The organism is Streptomyces sp. NBC_00212 (assembly GCF_045206365.1).
Classification (GTDB): Bacteria; Actinomycetota; Actinomycetes; order Streptomycetales; family Streptomycetaceae; genus Streptomyces.
The window spans coordinates 3,509,242-3,523,467 of sequence record NZ_CP108115.1 but is presented as its reverse complement, the minus strand read 5'-3'; the positions used below and the strand labels follow the sequence as shown (position 1 = coordinate 3,523,467).

General features: G+C 71.4%; 11 protein-coding genes. 7 read left to right on the top strand and 4 right to left on the bottom strand.

What is annotated here, in order from left to right; translation table 11 throughout:
• Positions 1 to 11: 11 nt before the first annotated feature.
• Positions 12 to 905, top strand: coding sequence for a LysR family transcriptional regulator (locus tag OHA17_RS15915; protein ID WP_053730359.1), 894 nt, complete (start codon positions 12 to 14; stop codon positions 903 to 905).
• A 100-nt stretch (positions 906 to 1,005) separates the two neighbouring features.
• Here the strand turns inward: OHA17_RS15915 and OHA17_RS15910 are convergent, their stop codons facing one another.
• On the bottom strand, positions 1,006 to 1,335 hold the full coding sequence (locus OHA17_RS15910) for a WhiB family transcriptional regulator (protein ID WP_053730358.1): 330 nt from the start codon (positions 1,333 to 1,335) through the stop codon (positions 1,006 to 1,008).
• 427 nt (positions 1,336 to 1,762) lie between these two features.
• Between OHA17_RS15910 and OHA17_RS15905 the strand changes: the two genes are divergently transcribed.
• The 4 genes from OHA17_RS15905 to OHA17_RS15890 all read left to right on the top strand — a co-directional run bounded on the left by OHA17_RS15905 (position 1,763) and on the right by OHA17_RS15890 (position 6,103).
• Positions 1,763 to 2,374: a response regulator transcription factor gene (locus tag OHA17_RS15905; RefSeq protein WP_003948568.1), complete on the top strand. Its 612-nt coding sequence runs from the start codon at positions 1,763 to 1,765 to the stop codon at positions 2,372 to 2,374.
• A gap of 254 nt (positions 2,375 to 2,628) precedes the next feature.
• Positions 2,629 to 3,213, top strand: coding sequence for a sigma-70 family RNA polymerase sigma factor (locus OHA17_RS15900; RefSeq protein ID WP_053730357.1), 585 nt, complete (start codon positions 2,629 to 2,631; stop codon positions 3,211 to 3,213).
• Between the two features lie 152 nt (positions 3,214 to 3,365).
• Positions 3,366 to 4,871, top strand: a complete 1,506-nt coding sequence (gene guaB, locus OHA17_RS15895) for an IMP dehydrogenase (protein WP_053730356.1) — start codon at positions 3,366 to 3,368, stop codon at positions 4,869 to 4,871.
• A gap of 107 nt (positions 4,872 to 4,978) precedes the next feature.
• The gene (locus tag OHA17_RS15890; protein ID WP_053730355.1) at positions 4,979 to 6,103 is read left to right on the top strand and encodes a GuaB3 family IMP dehydrogenase-related protein; all 1,125 of its coding nucleotides are present in this window, start codon (positions 4,979 to 4,981) and stop codon (positions 6,101 to 6,103) included.
• 128 nt (positions 6,104 to 6,231) lie between these two features.
• Here the strand turns inward: OHA17_RS15890 and OHA17_RS15885 are convergent, their stop codons facing one another.
• Both OHA17_RS15885 and OHA17_RS15880 read right to left on the bottom strand, forming a co-directional pair.
• Positions 6,232 to 6,729, bottom strand: coding sequence for a hypothetical protein (locus OHA17_RS15885; protein WP_406507211.1), 498 nt, complete (start codon positions 6,727 to 6,729; stop codon positions 6,232 to 6,234).
• Positions 6,730 to 6,819: 90 nt separating this feature from the next.
• Complete coding sequence (locus tag OHA17_RS15880) at positions 6,820 to 8,064, bottom strand: nucleotide sugar dehydrogenase (RefSeq protein ID WP_406507210.1); 1,245 nt, start codon at positions 8,062 to 8,064, stop codon at positions 6,820 to 6,822.
• A gap of 234 nt (positions 8,065 to 8,298) precedes the next feature.
• Here OHA17_RS15880 and OHA17_RS15875 point away from each other — a divergent pair, with 234 nt between their 5' ends.
• Positions 8,299 to 10,005, top strand: a complete 1,707-nt coding sequence (locus OHA17_RS15875) for a glycerol-3-phosphate dehydrogenase/oxidase (protein ID WP_398875653.1) — start codon at positions 8,299 to 8,301, stop codon at positions 10,003 to 10,005.
• On the opposite strand, the gene OHA17_RS15870 is transcribed toward OHA17_RS15875, so the two are convergent.
• Complete coding sequence (locus tag OHA17_RS15870; protein WP_406507209.1) at positions 10,002 to 11,201, bottom strand: serine hydrolase domain-containing protein; 1,200 nt, start codon at positions 11,199 to 11,201, stop codon at positions 10,002 to 10,004. The genes OHA17_RS15875 and OHA17_RS15870 overlap by 4 nt on opposite strands.
• A 268-nt stretch (positions 11,202 to 11,469) precedes the next feature.
• Here OHA17_RS15870 and OHA17_RS15865 point away from each other — a divergent pair, with 268 nt between their 5' ends.
• Complete coding sequence (locus OHA17_RS15865; protein WP_406507208.1) at positions 11,470 to 14,115, top strand: protein kinase domain-containing protein; 2,646 nt, start codon at positions 11,470 to 11,472, stop codon at positions 14,113 to 14,115.
• The last annotated feature ends 111 nt before the right edge of the window (positions 14,116 to 14,226 follow it).

The window sequence follows — 14,226 nt, the reverse complement described above, 5'->3', positions numbered from 1 at the left end:
ATGCTCAAAGAATGATCGAGGCCCGTCATCTCCGCGTCCTGCGCGCCGTCGCCGCCACCGGCTCCTTCTCGGCGGCGGCCCGCGAACTGGGCTGCACCCAGCCCGCCGTCAGCCAGCAGATGAAGGCCCTCGAATCGTCCGCGGGCACCCCGCTCCTGATCCGCACCGGCCGCGAGATGCGCCTGACCCAGGCCGGCGAGGTCCTGGTCCGGCACGCCGCCGGCATCCTTGCCGGGCTGACCGCGGCGGAGGAGGAGGTCGCCGCCATCGCCGGGCTGCGGGCCGGCCGGGTGCGCCTGGTGTCCTTCCCGAGCGGCTCCTCCACGCTGGTGCCGACCGCGCTCGCCGCCCTGCGCGCGGCCCACCCGGGCACCCGGGTCTCGCTCGTCGAGGCCGAGCCGCCGCGCTCGGTGGAGATGCTCCGCGAGGGCGACTGCGACATCGCGCTCGCCTTCCGGTACGGCTCGAACGCCACGGAGTGGGACGACCTGGTGGTGCGCCCGCTGCTCGTCGACCGCCTGGTCGGCCTGGTGCCCGAGGGGCACGCGCTGGCCGAGACGGGCACCGTTGCCATCAAGGACCTGGCGGACGAGCCCTGGATCGCGGGCTGCCCGCGCTGCCGGCGCCAACTGGTGGAGGTCTGCGAGGAGTCCGGGTTCACCCCGCGCATCGACTTCGCGACCGACGACTACCCGGCGGTGATCGGCCTGGTGGGCGCGGGTCTCGGCGTCGCGGTGATGCCGGAGCTCGCGATCGAATCCGTACGGCCCAAGGGCGCGCGTACGGTCACCGTCGAGCCTGCTGTCGAGCGGGAGATCGTCGCGCTCACGCTGCCCGACCTGGCTCAGGTCCCGGCCGTCGCGGCCACCCTCGACCAGCTGACCCGCGCCGCCGCGCGGGGTTAGGCGCGACAAGAGGGCGCGGCCACAAGCCGCCGCTTTGCGGCCGGGGCGGGCCCAAACTGTGCAGGAACGTTTCTTCTGATCCGGTCCGATCCGGAGTCGCTCAGGAGGGGGCCATGCCGCCCCCGGCCGGGGCGGCGGCCGTCACCAGGCGGTTGCGCGCCCTGCCCATGAGCTCTTCGCGCTCGTCCTCGGTGAGCCCGCCCCACACGCCGTAGGGCTCTCGTACCGCCAGGGCGTGGGCCGCGCACTGTGCACGCACCGGGCAGCGCATGCACACCTCTTTCGCCGAGCTCTCGCGCGCACTCCGCGCCGCGCCGCGCTCGCCTTCCGGGTGGAAGAAGAGCGAGCTGTCGACCCCACGGCAGGCCGCGAGGAGCTGCCAGTCCCACAGATCGGCGTTCGGTCCGGGAAGGCGGGAGAAATCTGCCATTGCTCTTGTCCCCTTGAAACCGTGCTGAGGCGGATGGGCGGGCCGGTACGGGACGGGTGCGCACAGGGGCTCATCCGAAACGTAGGTACCGACGAAGGTACATCTCCTGTGTAAGTAGATGTAAATATGACTCATTGGGAATCTAGCCGCAGACACCGAAAAAAGGGAAGAAAAGCCGCTAAATGGGGCATAGCTACAAAAGTTGGGCGGGCGGCTCGCGACGCTCTCCTGTGTGTGCGCTTCCTCACGTAGAGTGCCGAACGTGCCCGCCCGACCCGTAACTCTTTCGAGTGACCGTCGTTGAGAGTGCGGAGGCGATTGAAACAACAAGCGCTCGGGCAGGTGTCCGAGGGCGTCAATCGCACAGGTGACACATGTACCCAGCCTGGAGGCTCAAGGTGACGCGCATCAGCTGCGGAGGGCGGCCATGACATCAGTCCTCGTCTGCGACGACTCCCCGCTTGCCCGCGAGGCGCTCCGCCGCGCGGTTGCGACCGTGCCCGGCGTCGAGCGTGTGACGACGGCGGCCAACGGCGAGGAAGTCCTCCGCCGCTGGGGTGCCGACCGCTCGGACCTGATTCTGATGGACGTACGCATGCCCGGTCTGGGCGGCGTGGAGACCGTCCGCCGGCTGCTGTCCGCAGACCCGGGCGCCCGGATCATCATGCTCACGGTCGCCGAGGATCTCGACGGGGTCGCGCTCGCGGTCGCCGCCGGGGCCCGCGGTTACCTGCACAAGGACGCCTCGCGCGCCGAGCTGCGGGCGACCGTCACCCAGGCGCTCGCCGACCCGACCTGGCGGCTCGCCCCGCGCAGACTGCGGTCGGCCGAAATGGGTGCGGCGCCCACGCTCACCGCGCGGGAGATCCAGGTGCTCGAAGGCATGAGCCACGGCCGCTCCAACGCCGAGATCGGCCGCGAGCTGTTCCTCTCCGAGGACACGGTCAAGACGCATGCCCGACGGCTGTTCAAGAAGCTCGGCGCCTCGGACCGGGCGCACGCAGTCGCGCTCGGTTTCCGCTGGGGCCTGGTGCGCTGACGGCAGGTGCAACAGCCGGTCGGAGCCCCGTCCGCCGTCGGGCGGGCGGGCCCGGTCGCCCCGCGAACGGCAGCAGTAGGTGATGCTTCCGCCGCGATGCCGCATCCTTGTAGGTGTGGAGTTCCTCGGGGACAGGTCGGTCGAGCGGGAGGGGGGTGCAGGGGATGAGTTCCGGCGCACCCGCTCATAACGCTTCGGTGCACAACTACGGACGCGGTGCCACGGAGGGGACGACGCCGGGGCACCATGGATCGATGCGCGACGACGAGGCTGCGGCCCAAGGGGTCATCGGTGCACTCGTTCGCCGTGCGGTCGACGGCGACGAGCAGGCGACGCACGATCTGCTCGCGCATGTCCACCCGCTCGCGCTGCGCTACTGCCGCACCCGTCTCAACCGGTTGCCGGGTGATGCTCGCCACTTCGTCGAGGACCTCGCCCAGGAAGTCTGCGTCGCCGTCCTGATGGCGCTGCCGCGCTACCGCGACACCGGGCGTCCCTTCGAAGCCTTCGTCTTCGCCATCGCCTCGCACAAGGTCGCCGACCTCCAGCGGGCGGCGATGCGCCACCCCGGTTCGACGGCCGTGCCGTCCGACGAGATGCCGGAGCGGCCCGACGACTCGCTCGGCCCGGAGGAGCGCGCGCTGCTCAGCAGCGACGCGGAATGGGCCAAGAAGCTCCTCGCCAACCTCCCCGAGAACCAGCGCGAACTCCTGGTGCTGCGGGTCGCCGTCGGCCTCACCGCCGAGGAGACCGGCCAGATGCTCGGCATGTCGCCGGGCGCGGTCCGGGTCGCCCAGCACCGCGCGCTGAGCAGGCTGCGAGCCCTCGCCGAGCAGTAGGCGGCTCCTAGGCGCGTGACAGGCGCGCCAACCCTCCGCCCATCACGTGCGAACGTACAAAGAATCTCGATGATCTTGCTCGTGGAATGAGACACCCGCACAGCCCGTTAGCATGGACATCCGCACCGATCAAGGCCATTGGGGAAGGTGTCATGACTGCAAACGTCGACGGAGTGCCCGAGAAGTTCGCGACGCTCGGGCTGACATACGACGACGTGCTGCTGCTGCCGGGCGCGTCCGACATGGCGCCCGACCAGATCGACACCTCCTCGTACCTCTCGAAGAACGTCAAGGTGAACGTCCCGCTGCTCTCCGCGGCGATGGACAAGGTCACCGAGGCGCGCATGGCCATCGCCATGGCCCGTCAGGGCGGCGCCGGTGTGCTGCACCGCAACCTCTCCATCGAGGACCAGGCCAACCAGGTCGACCTGGTGAAGCGCTCCGAGTCCGGCATGGTCACCGACCCGATCACGGTGCACCCGGACGCGACGCTGCGCGACGCCGACGAGCTGTGCGCCAAGTTCCGCATCAGCGGCGTCCCGGTCACCGACTCGGCGGGCAAGCTGCTCGGCATCGTCACCAACCGCGACATGGCCTTCGAGTCGGACCGCAGCCGCCAGGTGCGCGAGGTCATGACGCCGATGCCGCTGGTCACCGGCAAGGTCGGCATCTCCGGTGTGGACGCCATGGAGCTGCTGCGCCGCCACAAGATCGAGAAGCTGCCGCTCGTCGACGACGCCGGCATCCTCAAGGGCCTCATCACGGTCAAGGACTTCGTCAAGGCCGAGAAGTACCCCAACGCCGCCAAGGACAAGGACGGCCGACTGCTCGTCGGCGCGGCCGTCGGTGTCGCGGGCGACGCCTACGAGCGCGCCCAGGCGCTGATCGCCGCCGGTGTCGACTTCATCGTCGTGGACACCGCGCACGGCCACTCCCGCCTGGTCGGCGACATGGTCGCCAAGATCAAGTCGAACTCCTCGGGCGTCGACCTCATCGGCGGCAACATCGCCACCCGTGACGGCGCCCAGGCGCTCATCGACTCGGGCGTCGACGGCATCAAGGTCGGCGTCGGCCCCGGCTCCATCTGCACCACCCGCGTCGTCGCCGGCATCGGCGTCCCGCAGGTCACCGCGATCTACGAGGCCTCGCTCGCCGCCAAGGCCGCGGGCGTCCCCGTCATCGGCGACGGCGGCCTCCAGTACTCGGGCGACATCGCCAAGGCCCTGGTCGCGGGCGCCGACACGGTGATGCTGGGCTCGCTGCTCGCCGGCTGCGAGGAGTCCCCGGGCGAGCTGCTCTTCATCAACGGCAAGCAGTTCAAGTCGTACCGCGGCATGGGCTCGCTGGGCGCGATGCAGTCCCGCGGCGACCAGCGTTCGTTCTCCAAGGACCGGTACTTCCAGGAGGCCGTGTCCACCGACGACAAGCTGATCCCCGAGGGCATCGAGGGCCAGGTGCCCTACCGCGGCCCGCTCTCCGCGGTCGTCCACCAGCTCGTCGGCGGTCTGCGCCAGTCGATGTTCTACGTCGGCGGCCGCACCGTCCCCGAGCTCCAGCAGAACGGCAAGTTCGTCCGGATCACCTCGGCGGGCCTCAAGGAGAGCCACCCGCACGACATCCAGATGACCGTCGAGGCGCCGAACTACAGCAGGAAGTAAGTCCGCAGCACCCGACGAGGGGCGGCCCGGGAGTTCCCGGGGCCGCCCCTCGCCCGTATGTCGGGGATACTGGGGCATGCAGACGTAGAGGGAAAGGCCCACACAACGTGACTGAGATCGAGATCGGGCGCGGCAAGCGCGGCCGCAGGGCGTACGCGTTCGACGACATCGCCATCGTCCCGAGCCGGCGTACCCGGGACCCGAAGGAGGTCTCGATCGCCTGGCAGATCGACGCCTACCGTTTCGAGCTGCCCTTCCTGGCCGCCCCCATGGACTCCGTGGTCTCGCCGCAGACGGCGATCCGCATCGGTGAGCTCGGCGGCCTCGGCGTGCTGAACCTTGAGGGTCTGTGGACCCGGTACGAGGACCCGCAGCCGCTGCTCGACGAGATCGCCGAGCTGGACGAGGCGACCGCGAGCCGCCGCCTCCAGGAGATCTACGCGGCGCCCATCAAGGAAGAGCTGATCGGGCAGCGCATCAAGGAGGTGCGCGACTCCGGTGTCGTCACCGCCGCCGCGCTCTCCCCGCAGCGCACCGCCCAGTTCTCCAAGGCCGTCGTGGACGCGGGTGTCGACATCTTCGTCATCCGCGGCACCACCGTCTCGGCCGAGCACGTCTCGGGCGCCGCCGAGCCGCTCAACCTGAAGCAGTTCATCTACGAGCTGGACGTCCCGGTCATCGTCGGCGGCTGCGCCACGTACACCGCGGCCCTGCACCTGATGCGCACCGGCGCGGCCGGCGTCCTGGTGGGCTTCGGCGGCGGCGCCGCGCACACCACCCGCAACGTCCTGGGCATCCAGGTCCCGATGGCCACCGCCGTCGCCGATGTCGCCGCGGCCCGCCGCGACTACATGGACGAGTCCGGCGGCCGGTACGTCCACGTCATCGCGGACGGCGGCGTGGGCTGGTCCGGCGACATCCCGAAGGCCGTCGCCTGTGGCGCCGACTCGGTGATGATGGGCTCCCCGCTGGCCCGCGCCACCGACGCGCCGGGCCGCGGCCACCACTGGGGCATGGAGGCCGTCCACGAGGACGTGCCGCGCGGCAAGCTCGTCGACCTGGGCATCGTCGGCACCACCGAGGAGATCCTCACCGGTCCCTCGCACACCCCGGACGGTTCGATGAACCTGTTCGGCGCCCTGCGCCGCTCGATGGCGACGACCGGCTACAGCGAGCTCAAGGAGTTCCAGCGGGTCGAGGTCACGGTGGCGGACGCGCAGCACAAGCGCTGAGGTTTGAACCGCTCGTCATCCGCAGAGGGGTGACATGCGGTCACGCCCGCACAAGGGCGTGCCGTACGCACGAAGAGGGGCCCGTACCGCGACGAGCGGTACGGGCCCCTCTCGCATGGCGTTGTGGGTCACTCGGTGGCGCGGCTGGCCCCCGCCCAGGCGCCGACGACGGCGAGCGCGAGGAACGCGTACCGCAGGATGCTCTGGTCGTGGGCCCAGGCGTCGGTCAGCCACCCGAAGTGGCTGAGGAACACGTCGGTGACCGATTCGGGGGTGTCCTTGGTCTCGATCATCGCCACCGCGAGGAGCTGGCCGAAGAACGTGGCGGCCACCGCCAGGGGTGCGGAGATCACGAAGAGCCAGAAGCTGCGGCCGCCCACCTTGAAGGCCGCGAGCGCGACCGCGAAGCCGATGCCGAAAGCCGCGTACCCGAACTGTCGCTCGATGGCGCCGGTGATCAGGCCGTAGGCCAGGCCGGTGACGACGGCCGCGGCGAACCCGGCGAGTGCGCCGCCCACCAGGTTGCCGGGCCTCCGCACCGGCGCCGGAGCCACGGGAGCCGCCGGGTATCCGAAGTCGGGCTGCGGCTCGGGCGACTGGGGTGGTGGCGTGACAGGCTGACTCATGGATGGTCCCCCCTGGGACAAAAACGCACGGCTGTGCGACAAGTGAACGCCGCAGATTAGCAGCCCCGGGGCCCGTGACTCACAGGCATTTCACAGCCGGTGAGCGGCTCCCGCCGGGGTCGCGCCGCGGGTGTCCAGAAGCAGCTGCGCCTTGACCGCCAGGCCCTGGAGGTCGTACGTGCGGTGGTGCTGGAGCAGCACCGTCAGATCGGCGTGGGCGGCGGCCTCGTAGAGCGAGTCCGCGCGCGGCACCGGCTGGTCGTGGACGCGCCAGGTCGGTACATGGGGATCGTGGTACGTGATCTGCGCGCCCAGATCCATCAGCCGCCCGGCGATCTCGTGGGCGGGGGAGCCCGCCAGGTCGGCCGAGTCCGGCTTGTAGGTGATGCCGAGCAGGAGCACGCGGGCGCCGCGGGCCGACTTGCCGTGCTCGTTCAGGAGCGTGGTGGAGCGCTGGATGACGTAGCCCGGCATGTGCGCGTTGATCTCGCGGGCGAGGCCGACCATGCGCAGTCCCGCGTACGGCAGCGGGGCCGGGTCGAGCGGGATGCCGTGGCCGCCGACGCCCGGCCCCGGCCGGAAGGTCTGGAAGCCGAAGGGCTTGGTCTCCGAGCAGCGGATGACGTCCCAGAAGTCGACGCCCATGTCGTGGCAGAGCACGGCCATCTCGTTGACCAGGGCGATGTTGACGTGCCGGAAGTTGGTTTCGAGGAGCTTGGACATCTCGGCCTCGCGCAGGCCCCGGGCGCGGACCACCTTGTCGGTGAGGCGGCCGTAGAACGCGGCGGCGGACTCCGTGCAGGCCGGGGTGAGCCCGCCGATGACCTTCGGGGTCGCGGCGAAGCTGTGGGTGCGGTTGCCGGGGTCGATGCGGCTCGGCGAGTAGGCGAGGTGGAAGTCGCGTCCGGCCCGCAGGCCGGAGCCCTCTTCGAGGAGCGGGCGCAGGAACTCCTCGGTGGTGCCGGGGTGTGCGGCCGACTCCAGGATGACGGTGGTGTGCGGCCGCAGCCTCCCGGCCAGCGCGCGGGCGGCCGCGGCGACCGCGCGGAGGTCGAGGGTGCGGTCGGTGCCGAGGGCGGTGGGCGCGCAGATCACGGCGGTACGGACCCGGCCCAGTTCGGCGGGGTCGGTCGTGGCGCGGAAGCCGCCCGCGAGCATCCGGCGCAGGTCGGCGGGGGTGAGCGAGCCGTCGGCGGGGGTGCGCCCCGCGTTGAGTTCGGCGACGGCGCGTGGATCCGTGTCGTGGCCGACGGTCTGGACGCCGGCGGCGACGGCGGCTTGGGCGAGGGGCAGGCCCAGGTGGCCGAGTCCGATGACGGCGAGGTCTGCGGGCATGTGGCCGTCCTTTCCCTTAGCCGGAGGGGACATGGAGCGCAAGCCCTGTGGACAGAATGGGCGTGCTGAATGTCAGACTAAGAGGAAATATGACCGATTTACGGCATTGGGAGGGCGCGGCAATCCGAGTGTTGTCCACAGGCGGTGGCCGATGTCGGTGGTCCCGTCCAGAATCGAGGATGTGAGCCGGACCACCCGGTCCGCGCGACCACCCCGATCCACGGGAGGCAAGCCGTGAGGACAGCGACACTGGGACCCGAGCAGCGCGCACAGGCGCTCGCCGCCATGGCAGAACGCGAGCTGGACGTGCTGGTCGTGGGCGCGGGGGTGGTCGGAGCGGGCACGGCACTCGACGCGGCGACCCGGGGCCTGGCCACCGGCCTCGTCGAGGCGAGGGACTGGGCATCGGGCACCTCCAGCCGCTCCAGCAAGCTGATCCACGGCGGCCTGCGCTATCTGGAGATGCTCGACTTCGCCCTCGTACGCGAAGCGCTCAAGGAGCGCGGGCTGCTGCTCGAACGGCTCGCACCCCACCTGGTGAAACCGGTCCCGTTCCTCTACCCCTTGCAGCACAAGGGCTGGGAGCGGCTCTACGCGGGCTCGGGCGTCGCCCTCTACGACGCGATGTCCGTGTCGTCAGGGCACGGCAGAGGGCTGCCGACGCACCGTCACCTGAGCCGCCGCCACGCGCTGCGCGTCGCGCCCGCCTTGAAGAAGGACGCGCTGGTCGGAGCGTTGCAGTACTACGACGCCCAGATGGACGACGCGCGCTATGTGACCACCTTGGTGCGCACCGCCGCCTCGTACGGGGCACAGGTCGCCAACCGGGCCCGGGTGGTGGGCTTCCTGCGCGAGGGCGAACGCGTTGTCGGTGCCAGGGTGCAGGATGGAGAGGCGGGCGGGGAGTACGAGATCCGCGCCAAGCAGGTCGTGAACGCGACGGGGGTGTGGACCGACGACACCCAGGCGCTGATCGGGGAGAGGGGGCAGTTCCATGTACGGGCCTCGAAGGGCATCCACTTGGTGGTGCCCAAGGACCGGATCCACTCGAATACCGGGCTGATCCTGCGGACCGAGAAGTCCGTGCTCTTCGTCATCCCCTGGGGCCGGCACTGGATCGTCGGCACCACCGACACCGACTGGGACCTCGACAAGGCGCACCCCGCGGCATCGAGCGCCGACATCGACTACCTCCTGGAACACGTCAATTCGGTGCTCGCGGTGCCCCTGACCCGGGACGACGTGCAGGGCGTGTACGCCGGTCTGCGACCGCTGCTCGCCGGGGAGTCCGACGCCACCAGCAAGCTCTCGCGCGAACACACCGTCGCGCATCCGGTGCCGGGGCTCGTGGTCGTGGCGGGCGGCAAGTACACGACGTACCGGGTGATGGCGAAGGACGCCGTCGACGAGGCGGTGCACGCGCTCGACCAGCGGGTGGCGGCCTGTGTCACCGAGGACATCCCGCTGCTCGGCGCCGAAGGGTACAAGGCGCTGTGGAACGCCCGGGCCAGGATCGCGGCGAGGACCGGACTCCATGTGGTGCGCGTGGAGCACCTGTTGAACCGGTACGGCTCGATGGCCGAGGACCTCCTGGAGCTGATCACCGCCGACCCGGCGCTCGGCGAACCGCTCGCCGCGGCCGACGACTATCTCCGCGCCGAGATCGTCTACGCCGCCTCGCACGAGGGGGCCCGCCACCTCGACGACGTCCTGACCCGGCGGACCCGGATCTCGATCGAGACCTTCGACCGGGGCACGCGCTCGGCCCGGGAGTGCGCGGAGCTGATGGCGCCGGTGCTCGGCTGGGACCACAAGCAGATCGAGAAGGAGGTGGAGCACTACGAGAAGCGGGTGGAGGCCGAGCGGGAGTCGCAGCGCCAGCCGGACGACCTGACGGCGGACGCGGCCAGGCTCGGCGCGCCGGACATCGCACCCGTCTAGGACGCGGGAGCGGAGGCCGAGGGCGCCGCCGGAGTACGGGACGGCCGCAGCGCGCGGGCCGGTACCGGGGTACGGGGCGGCGCCGGGGTGCTGGACGCCGTCGGCGCATGGGGTGTCGGCGGCGCGTGGGGCGGCGGCCGGGTCGACGTCGGGCAGAACTCGGCGTCGAGGAGAGCGAGTTCGAGGGAGGGGTCGGTGAGGGCATCGGTGTTGATGCGGAAGACAGCGGTGTGGCGGCCTTCGGGGGTGGTGGCGGCGCGCACGTAGCTGCCGGATATGTGGCCGTTGTGCCCCCACACCGTCAGGCCGCAGGAGAGCCGCTGGGGGTAGACGCCGAGTGCGTACACGCCCAGGGTGGCGTCGGTGCTGAGCAGTTCGCGCCGTTGGGCCGCGGGCAGCAGGGTGCCGCCGAGGAGGGCCGCGTAGAAATGGCTGAGATCGGCGAGCGTCGAAATCAGCTCGCCGGCGGCGCCCGCCTGGCGCGGGTCGAGTTCGGTGACGTCGCGGCCTCTGGAGGTGTAGACGCGGCTGTGTGGTTCGGGGAGCGTGGTGCGGGCGCCCGGGAAGGAGGTGCCGGTGAGATGGAGGGGGGCGATGATGCGGCGTTCGGCTTCGGCGGCATACGTGCGGCCGGTGACGGCCTGGATGATCAGGCCGAGCAGCACGTAGTTGGTGTTCGAGTAGGCATACGTGCCGAGGGGCCCGGGGGAGTGGGCGAGCGCGGTGCGGACGGCTTCGTCGGGGGTGAGTGGAACCGGAACGGTGGTGTCCGCCGTGTAGTTGAAGAGACCGCTGGTGTGGGAGAGCAGGGAGCGCAGGGTGAGGTGGCGGCCGTCGTTGCCGTGCCCGCGCACAAGTCCGGGCAGATACCGGTCCACGGTGTCGTCGAGTCCCAGCCTGCCCTCGGCGGACAGCTGGAGCACGACGGTGGCCACGAACGTCTTGGTGATGCTGCCCGCGCGGAAGTGGTCGGCGCGGCCGAGGGTGGTGCCCGCGGTGTGGTACCGGGTGCCGGAGGCGTCTTCGGCGAGCAGCGCGGCGGCCGGGGCGCCGCCGTCGGTGACCAGGCGGGCCAGCGCGGTGCGCGCGGCGGAAGGGGCCTCTTCGCCGGGCAGCCGCGTCGTGCCGAGCACGCACAGTGCCGTGGTCAGCGTCGTGGCCAGCGGTGCGACGAGCAGCGCCCGGAGCGTCGGCATGGCGGGCTTCCCTTCCTCGGGAGCCATCTTGGCGGAGGTCGGACCCCGGACCATCACCGGTCCTGGCGTGAGGGACAATGATGGCTCTGCCAGGGCGGGTTACGGGCCTCGCGCGGACGCCGAGTTCGAGAGCGGCTCCGGTGCGGCCGGGCACCCGGCAGGACAAGCAGGTCGAAGCGGTGGGCCGGGCCGGCTCCATGAGGGCGGTCGCGGCAGGCCGCGGGCCGAGGCCGGCGCGGGCGAAGATCAGGAATCGCAGAGGGGACGCATGTCGGAGGCGGAGCAGTCGCGGGAGCCCCAGCGGGACGAGCGGCAGGAACCGGGGGCGTCGTCGACGCCCGCAGAGCCCGCCTCGGGCGAGGCGGACACGAAGTCCGGGCGGCGCCCGGCGGATGCGGGTGACGCGGTGGCCAAGTCGAGTGCGGGTGAGTCGTCGGACGCCGGGCGGGCCGCGGCTGCCCCGAAGGACAACTCGGGTTCCCGGGCGCAGGATGCGAAGCCCGGCGCTGCGGGCGCCGAGCGGGATGCCGCCGCCCGGGAGCCCAAGCCGGACCCCCGGACGTCGGTCGCCAAGCCGGGTGCGAAGTCGGGCGCCAAGGCAGGCACCAAGGCGGAGGGTGCGAAGCCGAGCTCCCTTGCCGCGGCTGCCGAGCCGAGCGCCGGGGGTGGCTCCGCCGCCGCCAAGTCTGCTGCCGAGCCGGGCTCCGGGGGCGCTGAGGCCAAGCCGGTTGCCAAGGCCGGGGATGCCGAGCCGGGTTCCGAGTCGGCCGATGCGAAGCCGGACTCCGAAGTCTCCGACGCCGAGCCGGGCATCAAGGACGCGGAAGCCAAGTCGGGTTCGCGGCCCGCCGATGCCAAGCCGGTGGCCAAGTCGAGCCCCGAGGTTTCCAACGCCAAGCCGGTGGCCAAGTCGAGCCCCGAGGTTTCCATCGCCAAGTCGGCCGCGAAGCCCGGGGACGCCAAGCCCACCACCCCCTCCGCCGACGCCAGGTCGACGGCTCGCCCCGCTGACGCCAAGCCGGCTGCCGCAGCCCAGGACCCCAAGAAGGGCGGCGGCGAAGGCCGGTTGCTCGCGGGCCGGTACCGGCTCGGGGGAGTGCTCGGGCGGGGCGGGATGGGGACCGTCTGGCGGGCCGTCGACGAGACGCTCGGGCGGACCGTCGCCGTCAAGGAACTCCGCTTCCCCTCCAGCATCGACGAGGACGAGAAGCGCCGGCTCATCACGCGTACCCTGCGCGAGGCCAAGGCGATCGCGCGGATCCGCAACACTGCTGCCGTGACCGTCTACGACGTCGTGGACGAGGACGACCGGCCCTGGATCGTGATGGAGCTCGTCGAGGGCAAGTCGCTCGCCGAAGCGGTGCGCGAGGACGGGACGCTGACGCCCCGCCGGGCCGCCGAGGTGGGGCTCGCGATCCTCGACGTGCTGCGTTCCGCGCACCGGGAAGGCATCCTGCACCGCGACGTCAAGCCGTCCAACGTGCTGATCGCCGAGGACGGCCGGGTCGTGCTGACCGACTTCGGCATCGCCCAGGTGGAGGGCGACCCCTCCATCACCTCCACCGGCATGCTCGTCGGCGCGCCCTCGTACATCTCGCCCGAGCGGGCCCGTGGCCACAAGCCCGGTCCGGCCGCCGACCTCTGGTCGCTCGGCGGGCTGCTGTACGCGAGCGTGGAAGGCGTGCCCCCGTACGACAAGGGTTCGGCGATCGCGACGCTGACCGCGGTGATGACCGAGCCGGTCGACCCGCCCAAGAACGCGGGGCCGCTCCTTGAGCAGGTCATCTACGGGCTGCTCGCCAAGGACCCGGCGCAGCGGCTCGACAACGCTGCCGCGCGCAAGCTGCTCACCGAGGTGCTCAACGCTCCGGAGCGCCCCGAGCCCGCTCCCGAGCCGGTGTCGCCCGAGGCGACCCGGGTGGTTCCGCTGCCGCCGCTGCCCGGCGAGCCGAAGACCGACGTGGCCGCCGAGCGGGTGCGCGGCGCGCTCAAGTCCGTACGGAACGCGGCCGCCGAAGCCAAGGCGTCGGCCAAGGAGAAGGCGCAGGTCGCCCGGGAGGCGCGGGACGTCCGGTCCAAGGCGGTGCCGGCGCGGCCGAAGTCCGGGGCGCCGTCGGGTCCGGTGCCGCCGCCGCGCGCGCCGCTCACCGATGTCGTGCCGCGCCGCACCCTGGTGATCATCGCGGTGGTCGCGGCGCTCGCGATACTCGGCACGGTGCTCGCCATCACGCTCAGCTCGGGAGACGATTCCGCGCACAAGCCCAAGGGCGACAAGGCCGCTTCCAGTGGGCCCGCGGCCGGTGGTTCCCCGGCGAGCAGCAAGAAGGGCACCGGCAGCCAGAACCCGTCCGGCGCGGGCACCCCGTCCGGCCAGGGCTCCACGGCGACGGCCGGACAGGGCGACGGCAAGGGCGACGACACCGGCACGGGCACAGGCACCGGCACCGGCGACAACAACAAGGGCGGCGGTGGCACGGGCACTCCCGCCACCACTCCCTACAAGTCGAGCCAGGGCTTCTCCATAGGCCTGCCCGCGGGTTGGTCGTACAGCAAGACCGACGACGCGGGCGTCCGATTCAACGGCCCCAACGGGCAGCGCCTCCTCATCGGCTGGACCGACAGCCCCAAGTCGAACCCGGTGGCGGACTGGACGGACCAGGAGTCATCCATGACGAGGCCGGGCTACAAGCGGGTAAAGATAGCCGCGGTGAACTACCGGGGCTGGCCCGCGGCCGACTGGGAGTTCACCTACGACGACGACAGCGGGGCCAAGTACCACTCGGTGGACCGGGGCTTCGTCGTCAGCCTCAGCCAGGGCTACGGAATCATGTTCTCGGCCAAGGACGCGGACTGGTCGAAGCCGGAGACCCAGCAGACCCTGGCCGCGTTCTTCGCCACCTTCCAGCCCGCCTGACCCCGCCCGGGGAAACGCCTATCCCCCGGACGTGACGCGGCGGGGCCACGTATCGTGAGAGCCCGCGGACCGTACGCAGCCACAATGGGCCGGTAAACGACCGGAATTGAC